18 protein-coding genes and 2 pseudogenes are annotated in these 20,813 nt (G+C 68.0%); 10 read left to right on the top strand and 10 right to left on the bottom strand.

Annotated elements, in window-relative coordinates; all coding sequences use genetic code 11:
- Positions 1–54: 54 nt before the first annotated feature.
- Positions 55–1,317, bottom strand: coding sequence for a PucR family transcriptional regulator (locus ACFVWD_RS37350; protein ID WP_389602484.1), 1,263 nt, complete (start codon positions 1,315–1,317; stop codon positions 55–57).
- 212 nt (positions 1,318–1,529) lie between these two features.
- Between ACFVWD_RS37350 and ACFVWD_RS37345 the strand changes: the two genes are divergently transcribed.
- The gene (locus tag ACFVWD_RS37345) at positions 1,530–2,708 is read left to right on the top strand and encodes an alpha-hydroxy-acid oxidizing protein (RefSeq protein ID WP_389602483.1); all 1,179 of its coding nucleotides are present in this window, start codon (positions 1,530–1,532) and stop codon (positions 2,706–2,708) included.
- 75 nt (positions 2,709–2,783) lie between these two features.
- Here the strand turns inward: ACFVWD_RS37345 and ACFVWD_RS37340 are convergent.
- Positions 2,784–2,927, bottom strand: a pseudogene (locus ACFVWD_RS37340) (transposase); the annotation flags it as partial.
- A 73-nt stretch (positions 2,928–3,000) separates the two neighbouring features.
- Here ACFVWD_RS37340 and ACFVWD_RS37335 point away from each other — a divergent pair.
- Together ACFVWD_RS37335 and ACFVWD_RS37330 are read left to right on the top strand one after the other, a co-directional pair.
- A pseudogene (locus tag ACFVWD_RS37335) lies at positions 3,001–4,212 on the top strand (RNA-guided endonuclease InsQ/TnpB family protein); the annotation flags it as partial.
- A 325-nt stretch (positions 4,213–4,537) separates the two neighbouring features.
- Entirely contained in the window at positions 4,538–4,990 is a 453-nt protein-coding gene (locus ACFVWD_RS37330; RefSeq protein WP_389602482.1) for a MarR family winged helix-turn-helix transcriptional regulator, read from the top strand.
- A gap of 11 nt (positions 4,991–5,001) precedes the next feature.
- Here the strand turns inward: ACFVWD_RS37330 and ACFVWD_RS37325 are convergent, their stop codons facing one another.
- The 7 genes from ACFVWD_RS37325 to ACFVWD_RS37295 all read right to left on the bottom strand — a co-directional run bounded on the left by ACFVWD_RS37325 (position 5,002) and on the right by ACFVWD_RS37295 (position 12,920).
- The gene (locus ACFVWD_RS37325) at positions 5,002–7,119 is read right to left on the bottom strand and encodes an MFS transporter (RefSeq protein WP_389602481.1); all 2,118 of its coding nucleotides are present in this window, start codon (positions 7,117–7,119) and stop codon (positions 5,002–5,004) included.
- A gap of 1,147 nt (positions 7,120–8,266) precedes the next feature.
- Positions 8,267–8,965: a type 1 glutamine amidotransferase domain-containing protein gene (locus ACFVWD_RS37320; protein ID WP_389602480.1), complete on the bottom strand. Its 699-nt coding sequence runs from the start codon at positions 8,963–8,965 to the stop codon at positions 8,267–8,269.
- A gap of 19 nt (positions 8,966–8,984) precedes the next feature.
- Positions 8,985–9,878, bottom strand: a complete 894-nt coding sequence (locus ACFVWD_RS37315; RefSeq protein WP_389602479.1) for a LysR family transcriptional regulator — start codon at positions 9,876–9,878, stop codon at positions 8,985–8,987.
- 198 nt (positions 9,879–10,076) lie between these two features.
- Entirely contained in the window at positions 10,077–10,739 is a 663-nt protein-coding gene (locus tag ACFVWD_RS37310) for a type 1 glutamine amidotransferase domain-containing protein (RefSeq protein ID WP_389602478.1), read from the bottom strand.
- Positions 10,740–10,772: 33 nt separating this feature from the next.
- Entirely contained in the window at positions 10,773–11,504 is a 732-nt protein-coding gene (locus tag ACFVWD_RS37305) for an HAD family hydrolase (protein WP_389602477.1), read from the bottom strand.
- Positions 11,505–11,596: 92 nt separating this feature from the next.
- Positions 11,597–12,142: a DJ-1/PfpI family protein gene (locus tag ACFVWD_RS37300; RefSeq protein WP_389602476.1), complete on the bottom strand. Its 546-nt coding sequence runs from the start codon at positions 12,140–12,142 to the stop codon at positions 11,597–11,599.
- 10 nt (positions 12,143–12,152) lie between these two features.
- Positions 12,153–12,920, bottom strand: a complete 768-nt coding sequence (locus tag ACFVWD_RS37295; protein WP_389602475.1) for a cupin domain-containing protein — start codon at positions 12,918–12,920, stop codon at positions 12,153–12,155.
- A 257-nt stretch (positions 12,921–13,177) separates the two neighbouring features.
- On the opposite strand from ACFVWD_RS37295, the gene ACFVWD_RS37290 reads away from it, so the two are divergent.
- From ACFVWD_RS37290 to ACFVWD_RS37270, 5 genes are read left to right on the top strand one after another with little or no spacing between them, the layout of a single operon-like run.
- On the top strand, positions 13,178–13,978 hold the full coding sequence (locus tag ACFVWD_RS37290) for a DJ-1/PfpI family protein (RefSeq protein ID WP_389602474.1): 801 nt from the start codon (positions 13,178–13,180) through the stop codon (positions 13,976–13,978).
- Between the two features lie 27 nt (positions 13,979–14,005).
- Positions 14,006–15,139, top strand: a complete 1,134-nt coding sequence (locus ACFVWD_RS37285) for a ferritin-like domain-containing protein (RefSeq protein WP_389602473.1) — start codon at positions 14,006–14,008, stop codon at positions 15,137–15,139.
- A 7-nt stretch (positions 15,140–15,146) separates the two neighbouring features.
- Positions 15,147–15,425, top strand: coding sequence for a hypothetical protein (locus ACFVWD_RS37280; RefSeq protein ID WP_389602472.1), 279 nt, complete (start codon positions 15,147–15,149; stop codon positions 15,423–15,425).
- Positions 15,422–15,877 carry a VOC family protein gene (locus ACFVWD_RS37275; RefSeq protein WP_389602471.1) on the top strand — a complete coding sequence of 152 codons (456 nt, stop codon included), beginning with the start codon at positions 15,422–15,424 and terminating at the stop codon, positions 15,875–15,877. The genes ACFVWD_RS37280 and ACFVWD_RS37275 overlap by 4 nt, the downstream gene beginning before the upstream one ends.
- Positions 15,874–16,569 (top strand): SDR family oxidoreductase, encoded by a 696-nt coding sequence (locus ACFVWD_RS37270; protein WP_389602470.1) that lies wholly within the window; start codon positions 15,874–15,876, stop codon positions 16,567–16,569. The genes ACFVWD_RS37275 and ACFVWD_RS37270 overlap by 4 nt, the downstream gene beginning before the upstream one ends.
- 360 nt (positions 16,570–16,929) lie before the next feature.
- Here ACFVWD_RS37270 and ACFVWD_RS37265 read toward each other — a convergent pair whose 3' ends face one another.
- The gene (locus tag ACFVWD_RS37265) at positions 16,930–17,487 is read right to left on the bottom strand and encodes a MarR family winged helix-turn-helix transcriptional regulator (RefSeq protein ID WP_389602469.1); all 558 of its coding nucleotides are present in this window, start codon (positions 17,485–17,487) and stop codon (positions 16,930–16,932) included.
- Positions 17,488–17,555: 68 nt separating this feature from the next.
- Between ACFVWD_RS37265 and ACFVWD_RS37260 the strand changes: the two genes are divergently transcribed.
- Together ACFVWD_RS37260 and ACFVWD_RS37255 are read left to right on the top strand one after the other, a co-directional pair.
- A complete protein-coding gene (locus tag ACFVWD_RS37260; protein WP_389602468.1) occupies positions 17,556–18,821 on the top strand; it encodes an MFS transporter in 1,266 nt (421 codons plus the stop codon).
- A gap of 79 nt (positions 18,822–18,900) precedes the next feature.
- On the top strand, positions 18,901–19,755 hold the full coding sequence (locus ACFVWD_RS37255) for an oxidoreductase (protein ID WP_389602467.1): 855 nt from the start codon (positions 18,901–18,903) through the stop codon (positions 19,753–19,755).
- Positions 19,756–20,813: the final 1,058 nt, after the last annotated feature.

Below are 20,813 nucleotides of genomic sequence, written 5' to 3'. Positions count from 1 at the left end.
GCGGCTCACAGACCGCCCGGGGGTGCCATCCGGCCGGCCGACGAGAGGGCGTGTTCATGCCGGGGCGCTGCGAAGGAGCGTCAAGCCGAGGTACTGGACGGCGAGCAGCGCGACTTCCAGATCGATGCGGCGTTCATGGACGGGATGCCCCATGATCTCCTCGGCCTTCCGGATGCGGTAGTGCACGGTGTTCTTGTGCAGAATCTGAGCGCCGGCCGTGGCGGTGTAACTGCAGCCGGTGTCCAGGAAGATCCGCACGGTCTCCCGCAGCCGTGCGCAGTTCTCGTCATCGACAGCCAGCGGACCCAGAACCCCCCACACCCAGGCGCGCATGTCCTCGACATTGGCGCACATCAAGGCGATCGGAGCCACCCGGGAGTACTCGGTGAACCGGGTGCCGGGACTCGCCAGCGTCGCCAGCTCCTGTGCGCGCAGTGCCTGATGGTGCGTGGAGCGGAATCCCCCGATGCCGGGCTCCACGTTCCCCACGCACACATGCACAGAGGGGTCGGCGCTCTCGATCGCGTCCGACACCTGTTCCCAGGAGACGTCGTGGTGCGAGCCGAACGGCAGCCACGCCCAGGACAACGCCTCGTCCCGGGGGACGAACAGCGGCCGGGCAGGACAGCCGAGCACCTCGGCGAGAACGGTGGTCATCCGGTCGAGCCTGGCCAGCCCCCCACCCGCCTCCGCCAGCGGGGGCAGCCAGGACACCAGCCCGAGGTGGTACTGCCGGATGCGGTAACCCAGAGCCGACTCCGCCCAGTCGAGGTCGACGTCCTTCCCGGCGAGGATGTCCCGCACGCGCGCGGCGCGCACGGCCGTCCGGCTCAGCAGCCAGTGGTCGCGTTCGAGCTGGTAGACATCGATGACATGCTCCGTGACCCGGTCGATGTAGCCGAAGCTCATGTTCAGCATGCGCCAGTTGGTCGCGGCGGCCAGGGACTCGTCGGCGCCCTGACGGTCGAGCTCGTCGAGACACCATTGCAGGAAACGCCAGTGCCCGATCCTGTAGGACCTGATCAGCGCACTGAGAGGCACGTTCCGCTGGGCCAGCCTCCTGGCGTACTCCGAGGCGACCGGGGGCCCCTCGACGTTGTCCAGCGGTATGTCGTTCTCGAAAATGTGCAGCAGCGTGGCGACGTTCTCCGCGACGCTCGCTTCGAGGATCTTGACGACGGTCCCGTCACCCCGGAGCTCCGGGATCTCCGCGAGCAGCTGCTCCCCGATGTCACGGCTGACATCCGAAAGATGTGCCCCCACGCTCTCCGCGACCACGGACAGCTGCTTTGCGGCCTCGGGATACTCCGCAGCCATGCCCCGATCCTACAAAACGAGATCACCGACCGCCCATCGGCAGACCACGTCGCAGCCCGCACTCGTTTGGCGGATCAATGCACGCCGGCCACACCCCCTTCAGCTCAATCCGTACCGCGGTGACCTGGCCGCCGCCCCGTCTCCACCGCACGATGAAAAGCACCGGCTCTGGATGGCCGGGGGCAGGTGAGGCGAGGGCGGTGACCCCACGGATGAACCGAGAGCCCGACGGGCAGTTCGGTGACTACCAGAACGAGATCTACCTCGACGGGCTGTCCGGTGTGCTGCCCGCCATGCCGATGGAGTTCCAGGAGCTGGAGGCGCGAGCGCAAGCGGTGCTGTCGCCGTCGCTGCTGTCGTACGTCGCCGGTGGCGCAGGAGACGAGTCCACCCAGCGAGCCAACGTTTCGGCGTTCCTGCGGTGGGGGCTGGTGCCGCGGATGATGGTCGGTGCGGCCCGGCGCGACGTGTCGGTGAACCTGTTCGGGATGAGTCTGCCTTCTCCGCTGTTCATGGCGCCGGTCGGGGTGATCGGGCTGTGCGCGCAGGACGGCCGCGGCGACCTGGCCACGGCCCGCGCAGCCGCCCGTACGGGCGTGCCGATGGTGGCCTCCACCCTCAGCGTCGATCCGCTGGAGGAGGTCGCGGCCGAGTTCGGGCAAACCCCGGGACTCTTCTCGCTGTACACCCCTACCGACCGGGAACTGGCCGAGAGCCTGGTGCGCCGGGCCGAAACGGCAGGCTTCAAGGGCATCGTGGTGACGCTGGACACCTGGATCACGGGATGGCGCCCCCGCGACCTGGGAGCCGGCAACTTCCCGCAGCTGCGCGGCCACTGCCTTGCCAACTACACGTCCGACCCGGTCTTCCGGGCCCGGCTGGCCAAAGCCCCCGAGGAGGATGTGCGGGCCGCGGTGCTGGAGTGGACACGGATCTTCGGCAATCCGCTGACCTGGGACGATCTCAGCTGGCTGCGGTCGATCACCGACCTGCCGCTCGTCCTCAAAGGCATCTGCCACCCCGAAGACGCGCGCCGCGCCAGGGACGGCGGCGTGGACGGGATCTACTGCTCCAACCACGGCGGCCGGCAGGCGAACGGCGGGCTGCCCGCCCTGGAAGCGCTGCCGGGAGTGGTCGAGGCGGCGGACGGCCTGCCGGTCCTGTTCGACTCGGGTGTCCGCAGCGGCGCGGACGTGGTCAAGGCTCTGGCGCTGGGGGCCACCGCCGTGGGTGTGGGCCGCCCGTACACATACGGGCTGGCTCTCGGAGGCACACAGGGCATCGTCCACGTCCTGCGCTCGCTGCTTGCCGAGGCCGACCTGATCATGGCGGTGGACGGCTACCCGGCCCTCGAGGACCTCCGGGCGGACGGCGCGATACGCCGCCTGTGATGCACGGCGGGCCGCGCGGGATCCAGCACTGGCTGCGGTGCACCGTGATGGCTTGTCCCGGCGGAGCCGGGCAGTGGGCGGGAAGTGCACCAGGAGGTGGACGTGGTTGTCCTCGCCGTTGAACTCCACCAGCTCACATTCGAAGTCCGCGCACACCGACCGCATGACCTCCTCCATACGCGTCAGATGATCATCGGTGAATACCCTGTGCCGGAACAGTGCCGACCAGTTCTGATCTCATCGATCTCTCCCAGAACCCAAGTATGTATCGTGGCCGTCATGCAGCTTCGGGTACAGCTTCCGCCTGTACCCGAACACCCCTCAACGCGCCTCGCTGGCACGAACGTTCGGGTGCGCCCGGGTCGTATTCCACGACGCGGTGCGCGCCCGCGAGGACGCCCGGAAGGCAGGCGAGGCCTTCCCGGCGGCCGGCGAGCTGTCCAGGAAGCTGATCACCGAGGCGAAGCGGACGGTGGAGCGGTCCTGGCTGGGAGAGGTTTCCGCTGTGGTGCTCCAGCAGTCCCTTCGGGACGCGGAGGCCGCGTACCGGAACTTCTTCGCCTCCCTCAAAGACGGCCGTAAGGGTCCGAAGGCGGGCTCACCCCGCTTCAAGTCCCGCAAAAACAGCCGTCAGCCGATCCGGTTCACCGCCAATGCCCGCTGGGCGATCACCGACGGCGGCAGGCTGAACCTCCCGAAGATCGGCGCGGTGAAGGTGAAGTGGCCCCGGACCCTGCCCGCGAGACCGTCCTCGGTCACCGTGGTCAAGGACTCCGCCGGACGGTACTTCGCCTCGTTCGTCGTTGACACCGACCCGGCCGCCGACGCGGCCCGGATGCCCGACACCGACCAAACGGTCGGCATCGACTTCGGCCTCACACACTTCGCCGTCCTCTCCGACGGCCGCGTGATCGACTCCCCGCGATTTCTGCGCCGGGCGGAGAAGAACCTCAAGAAGGCCCGGCGGGAGCTGTCCCGTAGGCAGAAGGGATCCAAGAACCGGGAGAAGGCCCGGCTCAAGGTCGCCCGCGCCCACACGAAGGTGACCGACGCGCGCCACGAATTCCACCACCAGCTCTCCACTCAGCTGATCCGCGACAACCAAGCGATCGGCATGGAGGACCTGGCAGTGTCCGCGCTGGCGCGCACCCCGCTGGCCAAGAGCGTCCACGACGCCGGATGGTCGACGGTCGTGACCATGCTGGAGTACAAGGCCGCCCGGTACGGGCGGACCCTGGTCAAGATCGGCCGGTTCGAGCCGACCTCCCAGACCTGTTCGGCCTGCGGTATCAAAGACGGACCCAAGCCCCTGAACGTCCGGGAATGGACCTGTAGCGCCTGCGGCACCGTCCACGACCGGGACCACAACGCCGCGATCAACATCAAAACGGCCGCCGGACTGGCGGCATCAGCCTGCGGAGCGCCGGTAGGACCAGGACTCGTCCCGGCACAGCGCGAAGAAACAGGAAGCCACGGATTCCCGCCCGAACCCTGTGCCGCGTAGCGCCACAGCAACGGACGAGAAGGCCAGAATCCTCGGGCTTCAGCCCGAGGAGCAAGTCAACAGTGGGACGGCAGCGACAACAACAACGACAACGCGGAGACATCTTGCGACTCACGTGGGGATGAATGACGGGAGCGGCAGGCGCCCGCTATCGGCGTGCGGCGCCGTCCGAACCGGCCCGCCATTGAACGGATGGACTCCGTTCGGGCAACCGGGCCTGTCCGGCGGACCGTTGACGGGGCATCGGGTTCTCCTGCCCGGGGATCCGCCTCTGCCGGTTCCCGTCCCTGGTCAGGGCGCCTTCGCCCTGCAATATGCTGGGTTGGTGAGTAGCGAACCGGTTCCGCCAGAGGGCACCGCCGTCGAGCTGATGCGGGCGATGACACGGCTGCGAGCGCGGCTGCGCACCGAGGCGCCGATCGACGACCTGCCGTGGAACTGGTCGCATCTGACCACGCTGCACCGGATCGTCACGGACGGTCCGATGACCGTGAGCGACCTCGCGCAGGCCGAGCACGTGCGGCGGCAGTCGATGGCGGAGACCGTGGCCGCGCTGCGCGCCGGTGAGCTGGTCACCACCGCGAAGGACCCGAACGACGGGCGCAAGGTCCTGGTGAGTGCGACCCCGGTCGGGCGGACGCTGACCGAGCGGATCCCGGCGGCCCGTGAGGCGTGGCTGGCCGAGGTGATCGGGTCCGCGCTTCGGGCTCCCGAGCGCCGGACGCTCGACAAGGCCGCCGAGATCATGAATCGCCTGGCGGACTCCGAGACCGCCTAGCGTTGTGCCGGTTACTCCGCTGCCGTGCTCAGGGCGGCGAGGTCCGCGGTGCTGATGATCTCGGCCTGGTGGGGGAAGACCTTCTCCATGAGCACCCGGTGCACCTCCGGATCGGGGTCGGCGGTGGCGTCGGCCAGGAGGAACAGGCGGTAGTCCTCATCGGCCGCCTGCCGCAGGGTGGTCAGCACCACGCCGCTGGTGGACAGCCCGGCGAGGACCAGGGTGTCCACGTTGCGGGCGCGGAGTTCGGCGCGCAGGTCGGTGTCGCCGGCGAAGGCACTGATCCGTGTCTTGCGCACGGTCAGATCGTCCTCCTCGGCCTTCAGGGACTCGTGCACCGCCGTCGCCGCAGTGCCGTCGGTGAGGTATCCGGCCGCGGCGGCCTGGGAGAACGTCTTGTTGTGGGCGGGCACGGCGGCGGCGTCCTCCTGCGTGAGCGCGACGCGTACGAAGACGACGTGCGCTCCGTGGGCGCGGGCCCAGGCCAGTGCCTCGCCCGCGCGGGCGAGCACGCCCTGCGGGTCGGGCACGGCGCCGAGCACGACGGGCTGGAAGTCCATCAGCAGCAGTGCGGTGCGGGCCGGGTCGAGGGTGGCGGTGGTGTGCGTACCAGTGGTCATGTCAGTGGATCGGCTTTCTGTGCGAGGGGGTTCTGTGCTGGGCGCGGGGCCCGGATTCCGGGCCCCGGCCGGGGGTTGGCTCGTGCGGTGCCGGTCGGCCCGGGCCGGCTGCCGGTCGAGGACGGTCATGACGAGGACGAGAGCGGAGATCACGACCAGCACCCACGCGATGGAGTGCAGGCCGCTGTCGCTCACGCCGCGGTGGAAGGCGGTGCCGGTGATCGCCGCCGAGGCGATGGACCCGATGTAGCCGAAGGTGCGCAGCAGTCCGGAAGCGGTGCCCAGCGCGGCGGCGGGGGCCTCCTGGTAGAGGACGGTCTGGTTGGCGACCGTCCCGGCGCCGGAGGTCAGGCCGAAGACCGCGGTGACACAGATGACCGCCGCCATCGGGGTGTTGCTGCCCACGAACAGCGTGGCCACCGCGCCGACGAGCAGCAGGACCGCGCAGGCGATCAGCGGCCACCGCACCGCCGCCCGCCGCGACACCACCCTGGCGGCCAGGGCGGTCAGCACGCCCATCGGCATCAGCATCAGCCCGGCCTGGTAGGCGGACAGGCCGCGGGCCACCTCCAGCCACTGAGTGAGCCCGTACAGGATCACGTACGTACCCATCAGGGTCAGGCCGTTGCGCAGGTAGGTGCGGGTCAGGGCGCCGTTGGCGACGAGCAGTCGTACGTCGAGGAAGGGCTGGGCGGCGCGCAGTTCCCAGCCGGCCAGGGCGACGGCGAGGACCAGGGCGGCGGCGAGCGCGAGCCAGTCCAGGTGCGGCAGCGCGTTGAGGAAGACCATCAGTGCGGTGAGCGAGCCGCCGAAGCCCAGCATGCCGAGCAGGTCGATGCGGGAGGCGAGAGCGCGGGGCGAGCCGAGGCGCACCGGGTCGGGGTCCCGGGCGATCCCGGCCAGCGCCAGGAACAGGGCGATGGCGGCGACCGGGATGTTGATCCAGAAGGCGGCGCGCCAGCCCGCCCAGCCGATCAGCAGTCCGCCGATGGCGGGGCCGACGGCGACGGTGGCGGCACCGGTGATCGACAGACCGCCGAGCACCTCGCGCGGCGGGGTCTTGTGGCCGGCCTGTTCGGCGCGGCGGCGGATCAGCAGCATCGCCACCGGGTAGCCCGCCGAGGTGCCCGCGCCGATCAGTACCCGGGCCACGATCAGTGCCGTCAGTGAGTGGGCCAGCGAGCCGACGATCCCGGCCGCGAGCACCAGCGTGATACCGGCCACGAAGATCCGCCGGGGCCCGAACTCCTCGGCGAGGCGCCCGGCGGCGGGCTGGGCCAGCGCGCTGGTGAGATAGAGGCTGGAGATCAGGATCGCGGTGTCCCCGACGGGGATGTGCAGGGCCGCGGCGATGGCGACCAGCGCCGTCGCGATGATCGAGCTGTTGACCGGGTTGAGCGAGGCCCCCAGGTACAGCGGCGTCACAAAGCGCGCACCGAAGGGATTGCCACGGGGTGCTCCGGCCTCGGCTGTTCGCTCCGGAGTGCGGGTGTCACCGGCATGCGGCACGGCGCGGCTCCTTCCTCCGGGACCTTCCGTGACGGGGCGGACCTGCTGGGGAGATCCCGGCGGAGATGAGCAGGCCACCTGACAAATATTATCAGGCAGCCTGCCTATCTCTATCGGGGCCTCCCGCCTCGGCCGGAGAGCGGCCTCGCCACGGCCCGTCGAGCCCCGCGACCCGGACAGCGGCGAACGTGGCGGCGCGACCGCCGCCCTCTGCGATCACCGCCGATGCGAACCACGGACGCACGGCCCCACCACAACGCCCCTCACGTGGCGAAGCCGATGAATGGGGGAGGAGAGACGCAGCCCCGGTCAGAACCGGAGGACCAGCCGTCCCCGGACACGCGGGTTCCCGGACAGGCGGCGACGGCCTCGCGGTTCAGCCCCGGCCGGCCGAACCCCTCCACCGCCGTGCCGCAGACAGGCGCTCCTTCTCGGCGCGGCCCGCTGCACATGTACGAACTCGACGTCCGCGCCCCCCTGGAGCACGAAGAGGCGACAGCGCCGCGGCGCACCCTTTCCCCGCCCGTTCCCAGATCATTGCTACGTTCACTGCTTCATGGTCATCGGAGACGCCGGCAAAGAGGGGACGATCCCCAATACGTCGTCGGCCCCGGCTTCCTGAAGGCCGGTCAGCAGGTTCCCGATGCTCTTTACTTCCCCGGGCCGGCGACCGCGGGGCGACCACGTGACGCCCGGCCGGCGGACCCGCACACCGATGCGCAGACGCAAGCCGCCCGGACCCCGCAAGGCGCCTGCGCAGTGCTCCACCCGGACCTGCGCACCAGAAGATCAGGAATCCTCGGGCCGACTGCGCAGCCGCACCGCGCAACCCGACTGCGCAGGATCCTCGGCCGGTTGCGCAGCCCGATTGCACACCGCCCCTCCGGGGCTGCGCAGTCGGGTGCGCAACCGCTGCGCACCGGGGGTGAAGGTGGCGTGGTCGGCCCGACCATGAGCCCGACCACGGCAGCCAGACGGCTACGTTGCCGGATCGTGACCGATGGTCGGGGCTCGTGGCCGTCAGCCTGGTCGGGGTCGGCGGATGAGCTGACGCTGCGACGGCAACGGTGCCGAGGAAGACGTAGCGTTTGAGGCTACGAGGTCATGCCACCCGTCGCTCTCGCGGCTTGACGGACGGCATCAGGAATCACTGGGCCGGTGCGCCGCATGACGTGCGGGCAACCGCCTGCACGAGTTGACGTGCCAGGCCCGCCGCGGAAGCGGGGTTCTGGCCTGTGACAAGGCGCCCGTCGGTGACGACGTGCGGAGCACGCCCCGGGGCGCTGGTGTAGTGGGCGCCGCGTGCCTCAAGTGTGTGCTGCAGGGAGAAGGGAACGATCTCTTCGAGGCCCCGTTCGATCTCGCCCTCGTGTGAGAACGAGGTGAGTCTCTTTCCTGATACGAGATAGTTTCCGTCGGTGCCCTTGATGTTCACCAGTGCGGCCTGCCCGTGGCAGATCGCTGACACAACTCCGCCGTTATCGTAGATGGTGCGAGTGACGTTTGTCAGATCCTCGTTCCATGGGAAGTCCCACATGGCTCCGTGGCCACCCACGAAGTAGATCGCTGAATATTTTTCCGGGACAACGTGGGGGAGGCTGAGTGGGTTTTCAATTTTCGCGCACGCCTCGGCGTCTGCGAGGAAATCTGCGTGGGCTGGATTGTCCTGCTCGTGTCCGACCATCTTGGGTGCGTGACCGCTGGTGGTCGCGACGTCGATGTAGAAAACGTTTTCCTCAAGGATTCTCCAGGGTTCCACGGTCTCGCCGAGATGGAATCCGGTGGGTCGTCCGCTCGGTCCCATCACTGTGCAGCTGGTCAGAATGAACAGAGCGCTTCTGGTCATGATGGTGCCTTCCAGGTGATTACCATGCCTTGGCTGTGGTGAGGAGGTGGTCGTGGAACTTTGCGATGGAAGGATCGGCGAGAGTTCCGGAGCGCGTGGCCAGGTAGAAAGTGGTGATGGGAGGTATTTCGGGATCCATCAGCGTGACCAGGTCGTTGCGAGAGAGCTCTTCGGCGCACAGGAAGGAAGGAAGGACTGCGATTCCGACCGAGGCGACAACTGCGGATTTGACGGCGCGCATGTCGGAAACCATGAGGGCGGGCCGTGCCGGAGGAAGTGAATCGAACACCGTCTGCCAGTAGTGGCGCGTGATGGGCTCAGATTCCCCGTTTGTTACCAAGGGAAGCTTTTCAAGAGCTCGTGCGCCATCTACCTCAAGGATTCCTGGAGGCAGGTCGTCGGCTATCTCGCGGGATGCGACCAGGACGAGGTCTTCGTCGTTGAGCGGTGTACTGTCGATTCCGCGGCACCTGGGCTGAATCGAGGATATTGCCATATCTACACCACTGGCTTTCAGCTCTTCCAGGAGATTGCTCGACGTGTCGAGGCTGACGTCTATGTCCATCCCGTCGGCTGTGAGTTGTGCGAGGGATGGAAGGACCCGTTCCGACATGAGTGCCGCAGGTCCGCCCAGGCGGAGTGGCCTGTCGCTGAGCGTGGTGCCGAGCCGTCGCGAGATGGTGCGGTTGAGGTCGGAAATGGCTTCCTTGGTCTCGCTGGCCAGGATCTGGCCTTCCCCGGTTGGGTCTGCTCCTTGCGGGGTGCGGTCGAATAGTTCCTGGCCGAGGATTTTCTCGAGGCTTCTGATCTGCTGGGTCACGGCGGGCTGCGTTATCCCGAGTCTTTGCGCTGCCTTGGTGAAGGATCCGCATTCGTAGACTGCTATGAATGTCTGAAGCCAGCCGAGTTGCATATGCTTCCCCCGTAAATCGGACAATCTCAGGGGAGGCGCACTGGTCCCGTGCTGCCCTACCCCGTAGGGAATTACAGTAGCGAACCCGGTTACCGGAGTCTAGCGATCTTGGGCCTGTATGCGCTAAAGGGGGATTAAAAAACCGGCGGGTGGTTCCATCCGGCCGTCACGTCGGATAGAACCACCCGCCGGTGGCTGTCAAGCCAGTTCCGTGATGACCATTTCAGCCACCTTCGCGGCGCTGGCGGGATTCTGTCCGGTCACGAGACGGCTGTCGGCCACCGCGAACTCCTGGAAGTTCTCGGTCTTCGTGAACTTGGCCCCCTTTCCAATGAGGGCGGATTCGAGCGCGAAGGGAACGACGTTCGTAAGCCCGACGGCGTCCTCTTCCTCGTTTGTAAAGGCCGACACCTGCTTTCCCTCGACCAGCGGCGTTCCGTCGGTGAGGGTGACATTGACCAGGCCGGCCGGACCGTGGCAGACGCCGGCGACGACGCCGCCCTGCTCGTAGATGCGGGCCGTGAGCTGGGCGAGCGCGGTTGCGTCCGGGAAGTCCCACATCGTGCCGTGACCGCCGGCGTAGAAGATCGCGTCGTAGTCGGCCGGATTGAGGGTGTCGGCGGTGGGAGTGTCGGCGAGCTGTTCCTCATGAGAGGCGAGGAACCTCTCGGTAATGGTGTCGCCTTCCTTGACACCGTCGCGGGGTGACTTGCCGCCGGCCACGGAGACGAACGCGATGTCCCATCCGTGGGCGCGGAAGACCTCGGCAGGGTGTGCTACTTCAGGCACGTAGAAGCCGGTGGCGCGGCCGGTGTCACCGAGCCGGCCGTGGGAAGTGAGAGCGAACAGTACCTTCGGCATCGTGGCGTTGTCCTTCGTTGAGGGGTGCAGTGATCAGGCGGTGAGCTGGGCGAGTTCGGGCAGGTAGATGCGCCGTTGCTTGCGCGTGATGGACCGGTCGATGTGGTCGGGCGTGTGGTATCCCCACCAGGCCCACAGCGAGTTGGCTCCCGTGTCGCGGACCGCGAGCGCATTGGTGATGTGGTCGTCGATGAAGGTGACCGCAGAGGCAGGCAGTCCGTCGCCTTCGGCGATCTGCTGGACCGCGGTGCGTTTGTCGGAGCACTCGCCGATGACCTGCGTGACCGTGGACTCGAGCTGGTGGTGCGCCAGGATGTCCCAGACGCTGGGCTCGTCCTTGGCGGTCACGATGGAGGTGCCGCGTCCCTGGTGGCGGCGCAGCAGATCGGCGATGCCCGGGTAGAGGCTGTGCATGCCGAGCCATTCGTCACGCTGCTGCTCGCGCAGCGCGGTTCGCACCGCGGTGGCGCCGCGGACGAGACTGCTGAGTTTTTTGGGCGGGGTGCGATCGCGGAGCGCCTCGTAGTCCTCCACGGTGCGGATGGATTCGGCGGCGCTGTCGCGGGCGACCATGAAGTCGTCCAGCAGTCGCGCGAAGGTGCGCACCCGCCGGAATCGCTCCACGAAGGCTGCTGGCACAGCCGCGGCCAGCTCTGCAATGGGCTTGCCGGCGAGGGCGGCCGGATCGTGGTCGGCGTAGTAGGTGACGACCGCGCATTCGGTGAAGGCATCGGCGATGACGCCGTCGAAGTCGAGTATCAGCACGAGAGGACTCTCCGTTGGGGGACGCGAGGGGCTGGTGTCAGACCGGGGAAGGAAGACGCCCGCCCCTCGCGTGTCTAGGCGGGCCGTGCAGGTCAGGCGGCTACGGCCTGGTTCTTTGCGACGGTCTCGAAGACCTGCTGCATGAAGCGGCCCACGTAGGCGTAGTACGAGCAGGTGATGATGTGGCCGTCCACGATGACATCGGAGTCCACGACGTCTGCCCCGGCGTTGATGACGTCGTCGCGCAGGCCGATGTAGGCGCAGGCGCGGCGGCCCTTGAGGACGCCGGCGCTGACCATGATCCAGGGGCCGTGGCACAAGCCCGCCACGACCTTCTGGGCCGCATCCATCGCTCGGACGAAATCCAGCACGTGCGCGTCCTGGCGTACGCGGTCCGGGGCTTCGTGACCACCGGTGAGGATCACCGCGTCGTAGTTGGCGGCGTCCAGCTGGTCGAAGGACGTCAGCGGCCGCGCGGTCTTGTCCATCGGGAGCGGGATGCCGTACTTGCCCGTGACGTCGGCACCGTTTTTTGTGGCGATGCCGACGTTCCAACCCTCCTCGATGAGCCGGTAGTAGGTGTATACGACATCGTGGTCCTGGAATCCGGGACCGGTGATGATGACGGCGCTGGGCATGCAGATCTCCTTAGTCGAGTGCCAGGGACAGGTAGTACTGGTCCAGTGCAGGGCGGCGGGCATCCGCCTGCGCCGGGGCGAGGATGTCGAGCTCGCCGGTGACAACTCCGGTCAGGCCGAGCGGAATGTGGAAGAGGTCCTGCGGCTGGCGCCGGTAGAAGATGTCGGCGCCGGCGCGGATACCGAAGGTGAACTCCCCGCCGGGAGAACGGTTACGGAGCTTGGCCTGCGGCAGGAACGAGACCGGACGCGCGGGCAGGTCCGGAACCTCGGTGTGCTCCTGCTCGTACCCGGTGCCCTGCCGGTCGTAGTTGTCCCGGAGCCGGATCAGGTCGAACTTGTTGCGGGGGGCTTCCACTTCGACCAGCCACAACGGGCCGGGCCCGATGCTCTTGCTGGAGTGGAAGGCACCACCGCCGATACGCAGGATCGTCCCCGCGCCGACGGGGACCTGACCCGCCAGGGTGTCGGTCACCCCCTGGCCGGCGAGGCACAGCAGGTACGTCAGCTTCCGCGGATGCACGTGCATCGAGGTGGATTCACCTTCGTTGATCTTCAGGTTCCACACGTCGATGAAGTCGTCCACATAAATGCGGTATTCCATGCCCCACGGCTTGGGAATCACCTCGTTGAGGTGATGGTCCTCTTCCGGGTTCTCATTTCCGATGCGTGAACCTTTCCGGACCGCCTCGTTGAGGGCGGAGAAATCACGCGGACCGGGATCGATCCTCACCATCAGATCAGACGCGTTCTGGACACTCGGAGCCATCTCAGACATGGCTGATCCCCCTTCTCGTGGCTCGCTTCGGTTCCCCGGTCCCGGCAGGACGTTAGACAGGAGCTCTCACTAGTTCCAAATAGCAGTCGCTATGGCGGCCATAAGGGCCCGCGGGGGGCTGTATGACGTGATGGCTGCCTGCGTTTCTGCTTATTTGATGCGCAGATCGTCTGTTGGCAGGGTTCCCTCAGGAATCCACCCCGCACCACACCAAGAGCGATGGTTCCGTTTTTCGCCCCCTATTGAGGAGACGCACTGTGAGCACCCCTACGCCGGCTCGAGGCCGTCAGAGTCAGGCACCGGACAGCGTGACGCCGCAGATCAACTCCATCGGCGTGCTGGGCTACGAGGCCTGCTCCGAGCAGGACACCATCACCCCTCTGGAGATATTCAAGGGGGCCGGGATGGTCACCGCGGGCCAGATCGCGCCGTGGCAGCGCGAAGCGGCCAACCGTGAGCTGGACGTGCGCCTGGTCGCCCTGGAGCCGGGCGTCATCAAGATGCAAATGGGCACCAACGTCGTCGCCGACTCCGTCCTCAACGACGACGAGCTCTTCGACATCCTGTACATCCCCGGCGGCGTCGGCTCCGGGGCACTTCTGACCAACGACCGGCTTCACAAGGTCATCCGCCGGCACCACGAGGCCGGGAAGATCATCGCGGCGAACTGCTCCGGCGTCGGTGTCCTGGCCCGCTCCGGCATCGTCAACGACGAGCCGCTGACCTGCGTGGCGGCCGTGGCACGGGGACTGCGCGACGAAGGCTTCAACGTCCCGGTCGCCCGGCGGATGTGGGTCGCCAACACCGCCTCGCGGATCTGGACGTTCACCGGGTCCTACGGCGTCAACGGCGGCGCCGTCGCCCTGGTCGCCCACTACTTCGGGCGCGAGGTCGGCACGATCGTCTCGATGATGTTCGACACGATCGGCGGCATCGGCGACCTCATCTTCGAGGAGACCGGTCCCGAGTTCTACCAGCACCCCGAGCTGGAGGAGTCCTTCCAGGACCTCTTCCAGCCCATGCTCTACCCCCCGCTGGACGAAAACGCGACCGCCTGAGCGCCCCGACCCCTGGAGAGCCGTCACATGCCCACGCCCATCACTCTGCGGGACATCGACTGGATCCGCGGCGCACTGCAGACCGCAGTGGCGCTGGAACACTCCACGATGCCGCTGTACTGCGCCGCCATGTACTCGCTCGAGGTGCAGAACTACCCCTCCTACAACACCATCCGCAGCGTGCTGATGGAGGAGATGGTCCACATGGCCATCGCCGCCAACATGGTCGCCGCACTCGGCGGCAGCCCGGACATCAAGGGCCTCGCACCGTCCTTTCCCGGTGCCGGCGGCCTGCCCGGCGGCGTAGCCCCCGACCTGCGGCTGCGCCTGGCCAAGCTGTCCCCCGCGAGCCTGGAGGCGTTCATGCGCCTGGAGGCCCCGGAGTTCATGCTCAACGCCCGCCAGCGCGGATCCGCCTACCCGACCATCGGCGCCTTCTACGACGCCATCCGGGAGGCAATCATCCGCAATGCAGGCGCGGTGGAACGCGCGGTGCGTGGGGGCGGGCCGGCCAACCAGGTGGGCGGAAACCTCGGTTACCTGACCTTCGAGCCGGACGATGATGATCCGGTGGGCAAGCTCCTGCAGGGGCTCGATATCATCACCGAACAGGGCGAGGGCGAGGGCGAGGGAACAGTCGAGACGGCCCGGGAGAACTTCCAGAAGGAGGGATCCCACTACGCGCGCTTTGCCGAACTGCGCTACGGCCGGCGCTACCTCGCACCCGAAGAGGCGGTCATCTCCCGAGAGAAGGAGCGGGACTTCTTCACCGGTGAGGAGATCACCTGGCCCGTGGTCATCAACACCCTCGCCGTCCCAGACGACGGCTACGCGGCGCTCCTCGCGCTCGACCCCCAGGGACCTGAGGTCCGCAAGGAACTCGAGGGCTTCGACGACGCCTACACCCAGATGATGGTGGCCCTGGACACCTCGTGGAACGGCCCGGTGGAAACGTGGTGGCCTTCGCTGGGCGCCGCGGTCACGCAGATGGACCAGATGCGCGTGCGCTCCTGCTTCAACATCATGCGCAACCAGGTCCCGCAGGCGGCCATCGCCCAGCTGCGCGATCTCTACCCGCGCGAGTACCGGGCTCTGGAGCGCTACACGGACCTGAACCAGCCCGTGTTCTACGGCCCGCGCTTCATCAACAACGCCGCATGAAACAGCCGTGGTGGCCCGCACCGTGCGGACCACCACGCCTGTTCTCCATCCCGACGAAGGGCGAGATCCAACCGTGGTTCGCAACGGCAACACCCCGGGATCCAAGACGGGCGGACTCGTCCTGAGCGGGCAGGATGTGGACGCCCTCCCCTGGACGAGCCTGATCGTGTTCGCCACGGCGCTGCTTGTGGCAGCTGTTACCCGTCGCACTGCCTTCGCTGCGCCCACACCCACAGACCGCTCGCCGCAGGGACAGGGAACGCAGCAGCAGGAGTTGGCACGGTGAGCACGTTCTACCACGTGTGCTTCACGACGCCCGACCTCGCAGCGACGATGGCCGACCTCACCCGGTCCGCAGGGCTGGCATGGCAGCCACCGGTGGAGGGACGGCTGGCGGAATGGGACTACCGAATGGCTTTCACCGCGGGCGCCCCTCCGTTCATCGAGCTCATCGAAACCGCACCCGGCGGTCCCTGGGGAGACGTACGCGCGCCAGGTTTCCATCATCTGGGCTTTTGGACCTCCGATCTGGCCGCCGGCAGCGCGCGCCTGAGCAGCCTCGGCTACCAGGAGGCGTTCTCGGGATGCCCGTTCGGGCGGGCCTTCGCCTACCACCGCCTGGACACCATCGGCGGACACATCGAACTCGTCGACATCACCCGGCAGCCCTCCTTCCAGCGGAGCTGGAATCCCGGCGGGCAGCCGATGCCCGCCATCAACGAATCGAGTGCCACATGAAGCCCGTCACGTTGATCACCGGCGGCAGTACCGGTATCGGTGCGGCCACTGCTCACGGCCTGCTCAAGCAGGGACACCGCGTCACCCTCACCGGCCGGGACGCGGTCAAGCTCGCGGACTTCTCGGCCGCGCAGGACGCCGGCGACGACATCATGACGCTGCCGGGCGACACCTCCGACCCCGCCCACGTGAGCAGTGCGATAAGGCTCGTGACGCAGTCGTGGGGACGTCTGGACAACGTCGTCGTCAACGCCGGGTTCTCCCTGCCCGGAACGCTCATGGATCACACACCCGAGGCCATGCGTGCCATGGTGCTGACCAACGTGCTGGGGCCTGCACTTGTCGTCCGTGAGTGCGTCCCCCATCTGAAGGAGAGCCGCGGCCGGCTCGTCCTGGTAGGCAGTGTCGCCGGGGCCAAGCACACTCCCAATAACCTCTACTCGGTCACCAAGTGGGCGGTGCACGCGTTGGCGGAGAACACCCGCCTGGCGGTCACCACCGACGGGGTCGGGGTGACGCTGGTGGCGCCAGGCAAGGTCGACACGCCCTTCTGGGACAACAGAGGAGGCCTGCCGGACGGTCCGGCGATGAGCGCCCAGGACATCGCGAACTGCATCCTGTTCGCCTTGAACCAGCCCCCCGGCCTGGACATCAACCACCTGCAGATGCGGCCCGTCGGGCAGATCAACTGAGGCCTCTCGCACCGCGCAGGCGCCCCGGTACCAAAGGCACCTGCGCCGCGCACGAGCCGTCGGCCTACTGCGCTCCAGGGCCGGCCACCAGCGCGCGTGTCGCCGTATGTGCCTGCACCCGGTACTCCAGAAGCCCGCCGAATATTCCCGCCCGCCGGAGCGCTTGGCACACCCGTTCTTCCTTGCGAGCGGTTCACGTGCCCGGCGCCGTCCGGCCGTGGTGCACGACACGGTCACCCACCGCCGAAGCCGTTCGCGCCTGCAGGCTCTCTGTGCAAGTTCGCCGCTGATCATCATCAGGTTCCGGGAAGCTCTCAATTCTGCCGGCACTGGCTGCGCTTGGGGTGCCGCCGGCTGTGCTCAGGCGTCCTTGGGAACGTCGTGGCGGGTTGCCTGGCCGAACTCGCTCTCAAGGCGGCCCAGCAGGCGGCTGAGCAGCACGTTGAGTTCCTTGAGGTCCTCGGGGGAGAGGGCCTCGGCGAACAGCCGATGCTCCCGGGCGGTGCGTTGCTGCGTGGCGGCACGCCAGCGGTCCTGGCCGTGAGAGGTGAGCTGGACGGGTTTGCTGCGGCCATCGGCCGCAGCGACGGACTCGATCAGGCCCGCCTGGGAGAGGCGGGCCAGGCGCACGCTCATCGTGCCCGAGGTGATGCCCAGCTGCTGGGAGAGAGTGGTGGGGGAGGCCTGGTACGGCGGGCCGGAGCGCTGCAGGGCCGAAAGCGCCGCCCAGTCGCCGGCGGTGAGCTCGTTGTCGGCGGCTACCTGGGTGAGCAGGCGCTCAAAAAGCCTGGCCATGCGCCCGATGCGCTGGCGGGCGGCCTCGGTCAGAGGTTCGACGTCGGGCATGCCGGCGAGCCACTGCGAGAGTTCGGCCTCCACCGAGTCCTGTGGCGTGGGCGGCTGCTCGGATCCGGGCACCTTTGACACTCCCTTGAGTCTCAAGATAATTTACTTTGGCACTCAAGATAACCACATCAGGAGGGCTCGTGACAGACACGTCCACCAACGAGAACACGCACGGCCTGCCCTGGGCCGGGCTCCTGGCCCTTGCAGTCGCCGGATTCGTCACGGTGCTCACCGAAACGGTCCCCGCAGGCCTCCTGCCCCAGATCAGCAACGGCCTCGACGTCTCCCAGGCCACCGCCGGACAACTGGTGACCGTCTACGCCGCAGGCTCGATGCTCGCCGCGATACCGCTGACCGCACTCACCCGCCGCTGGCCGCGACGCCCCGTGCTGCTCGTCACCATCCTTTCCGTGGTCGCCGCCAACGCTGCCACTGCCGCCTCGCCCTGGTTCGCCCTCACCTTCACCGGCCGCCTCATCGCCGGCCTGGGCGCAGGCCTGCAGTGGGCGATGATCGCCGGATACGCCATGCGCATGGTCCCCGAAGCCAGCAAGGGCAGGGCGCTGGCCATCTCCATGGGCGGCGTCCCGGTGGCCCTGGCCGTCGGCGTCCCCGTCGGCACCGCGCTGGGCACCAGCATCGGATGGCGCTCCACCTTCGCCGTCATGGCCGTCCTCGGCCTTATCGTCACCGCATGGGCGCGTGCCGCTCTCCCGCCGAGCGCCGCGGAGGCCGCCCACGAACGCGTCCCGGTCAAGCGAGTCCTCATGCAGCCCGGCATCGCCATCCTGATGCTGACCGCCTTCGCCTTCGAAGTCGGCCACATGAACATGTACACCTACATCGCCTCGTTCCTGTCCTCCTCCGGCCTTCAAGACCGCGTGGACGTCGTCCTGCTCGTCTTCGGCATCGCCTCCATCACCGGCCTGTGGCTGACCGGCATGCTCATCGACCGCCACCTGCGCGCCGTCGTCCTGACCACCTTCGCCGCCTTCACCGCCGCCATGGCACTGCTCGCCACCCTCGGCTCCAGCCCCGTGACCACTTTCATCGCCATCGCCGTGTGGGGAACGGCCCTGGGCGCAGCCCCGACGATGCTGCAGGCGGCATCAGCCCGAACCGCCGGCTCCGCCATGGAAATCGCCCAGTCGATGCTCGTCACGATGCTCAACGCCGGCATGGCCGCAGGACCCCTGCTGGGCGGTGCCCTCTACGCCGCCCAGGGCACCAGCCCCCTGCCCTGGACAAGCCTCGCCGTCTTCGCCGCCGTCCTGGCCCTCGCCACTGCCACAGGCCGCACCGCCTTCCCGGCCTCCACCACAACCAGCGACACACCTGCGAACAGCCCCGCACCACAGGAGCAGCACGCCGACGCCCTGACCGCCCCCACCCGCACCTCCCGCTGACACTCCCCTTGAAACAAGCACCCACTCCCACCCTGCCGGCAGCACCACAACCTCAGACACCCACCAAGAAGGAGCCCTGATGCCGTCACGGCTTGCTGACCCCACCGCCACCAAGGTGTGGTTCATCACCGGCACCAGTACCGGTCTGGGCCGCGCACTGGCCCACGAGGTCATTGCCGACGGCGACCGCCTCGTCGCCACCGCACGCGACACCAGCACCCTCAACGACCTGGTCGCTCTCGCACCCGACCGCGTCCGCGCACTGCCCCTCGACGTCACCGACCCCACCGCGGTCCGCCTCGCCGTGGACACCGCACTCAAGGAATTCGGCCGCATCGACGTCCTGGTCAACAACGCCGGCTACGCCCTGCGCGGGGCCCTCGAGGAACTGTCCGACACCGACCTGCGCCGCCAGTTCGACACCAACGTCTTCGGAGCACTGGACGTGACACGGGCGGTCCTGCCCGCCCTGCGCGCCCAGCGCTCGGGCTGCATCGTGCAGATGTCCTCGGTCGGAGGCGTCATGGCCACCCTGGGCGGAACCGCCTACGCGGGAACCAAGTTCGCCCTCGAAGGACTTTCCGAAGGACTGGCTGCCGAAGTCGCCCACCTCGGCATCCACGTCCTCATCGTGGAACCCGGCCCCTTCCGCACTGACTTCACTGGCCGGTCCGTACGCTGGGCCGACCCGATCGACGACTACCGATCTGCCCTGGACCCGGCCAAGAAGCAGTTCCTCGCCATGCACGGCACCCAGCCGGGCGACCCCACCCGCGCAGCCCGCGCCATCATCACCGCCACCCAGATGGAAAAGCCCCCGCTGCGCCTGCCGTTGGGCGCCAACGCCGTTGACCGGATCCGCGAACGGCTCCAACTGCGGCTGCAGGAAGTGGACGCGACCGAACCCATGGGCCGCCCGACCGACTTCGACTGACCCCAATCGCAACAGCCTCCCGCTGCAAAGCGCCCGTGCGCCCACGCTGCTTCAGCGGGTGACGCGCTTCTGCCTGCTGCGAACCGTGGCCGCTCGCGGTCACATCGCAGGCGTTGAAGGAGGCCGACATACTGTGGCCTCCCACGGACGGCGCCTCACCGAGAATCCCCCGTCTCGGTGAGGCGCCTTGAGCGCTCCGCTCGCAGTACCTGAACGGAAAATCTCCCCGCGCCAGGGCGCCCGATCGCGTACGGCTGACGCCGGATCTGATGCCGGCGACGGGCTGGAACCTCGGCGACCGGCCCTCGCTACGGCACCGGCCGGTAGGTGAGGACGGCCCACCCCCGGTGGAATCACGGTGGCGTCGGCGGCCAGGGCGTCGGTGGGGTGCCGGTGTGCTTGCTCGTACAGATCCCGGCTGACCCGTACGGCGCCGCCGCGGCGGTCCAGGACCGGCTTGTACGAGGTCGGCGATCCCGGTCTGCCCGGCGCCGGGCTGTCCGGCGACGACGACCACGACCGGCCGTTCTGCGCAACGGCGTCCTGCGCCGCCGACGGGAGGATCACCCGGTGCAGCACGTCGAAGCTCTCCTGCTCGCAGAGCATGGCCGAGACCATGTCTCCTCCTGCCACCGCTCTTCCTCGGCTGCCGGTGCTGCGTTCTCCCCCCTCGCTGTCCCGCGAGCGGGTCGTCGGCGTCGGCGCGCGTGACAGCGCGGGAGGGGCTGGTTCGGGGGTCCGGGTCGGCGGTGCACTCCGCCATCGCCTTGAACGAGGCGGCAATGGAGGCATGCGAGAGTCGGGTCCGCAACGCGCTCGAACGCGCCGCCGGCACCACGGTGCGGGTGCCGAAAACCCCATCCATGATCTGTGACCTGCAGATCCTCACGAACGGCCGGCGATTGTCGGACGGGTCGTGTCAGGCTGGTGGATCGTGCTGCTGCGACTGCTCTGCCTCACTGTGTCAAGCGTGCTCGCCTTCATACGGCTGCTGCCGATGAACGCTGTGGACAAGGACATCGAGAGCCCTCGCTATGTTCCTCTTCCGTACCGGTGGC

The sequence above is a fragment of the Streptomyces sp. NPDC058086 genome (assembly GCF_042885015.1).
Classification (GTDB): domain Bacteria; phylum Actinomycetota; class Actinomycetes; order Streptomycetales; family Streptomycetaceae; genus Streptomyces.
This window is presented reverse-complemented; position numbering and strand designations above follow the sequence as displayed.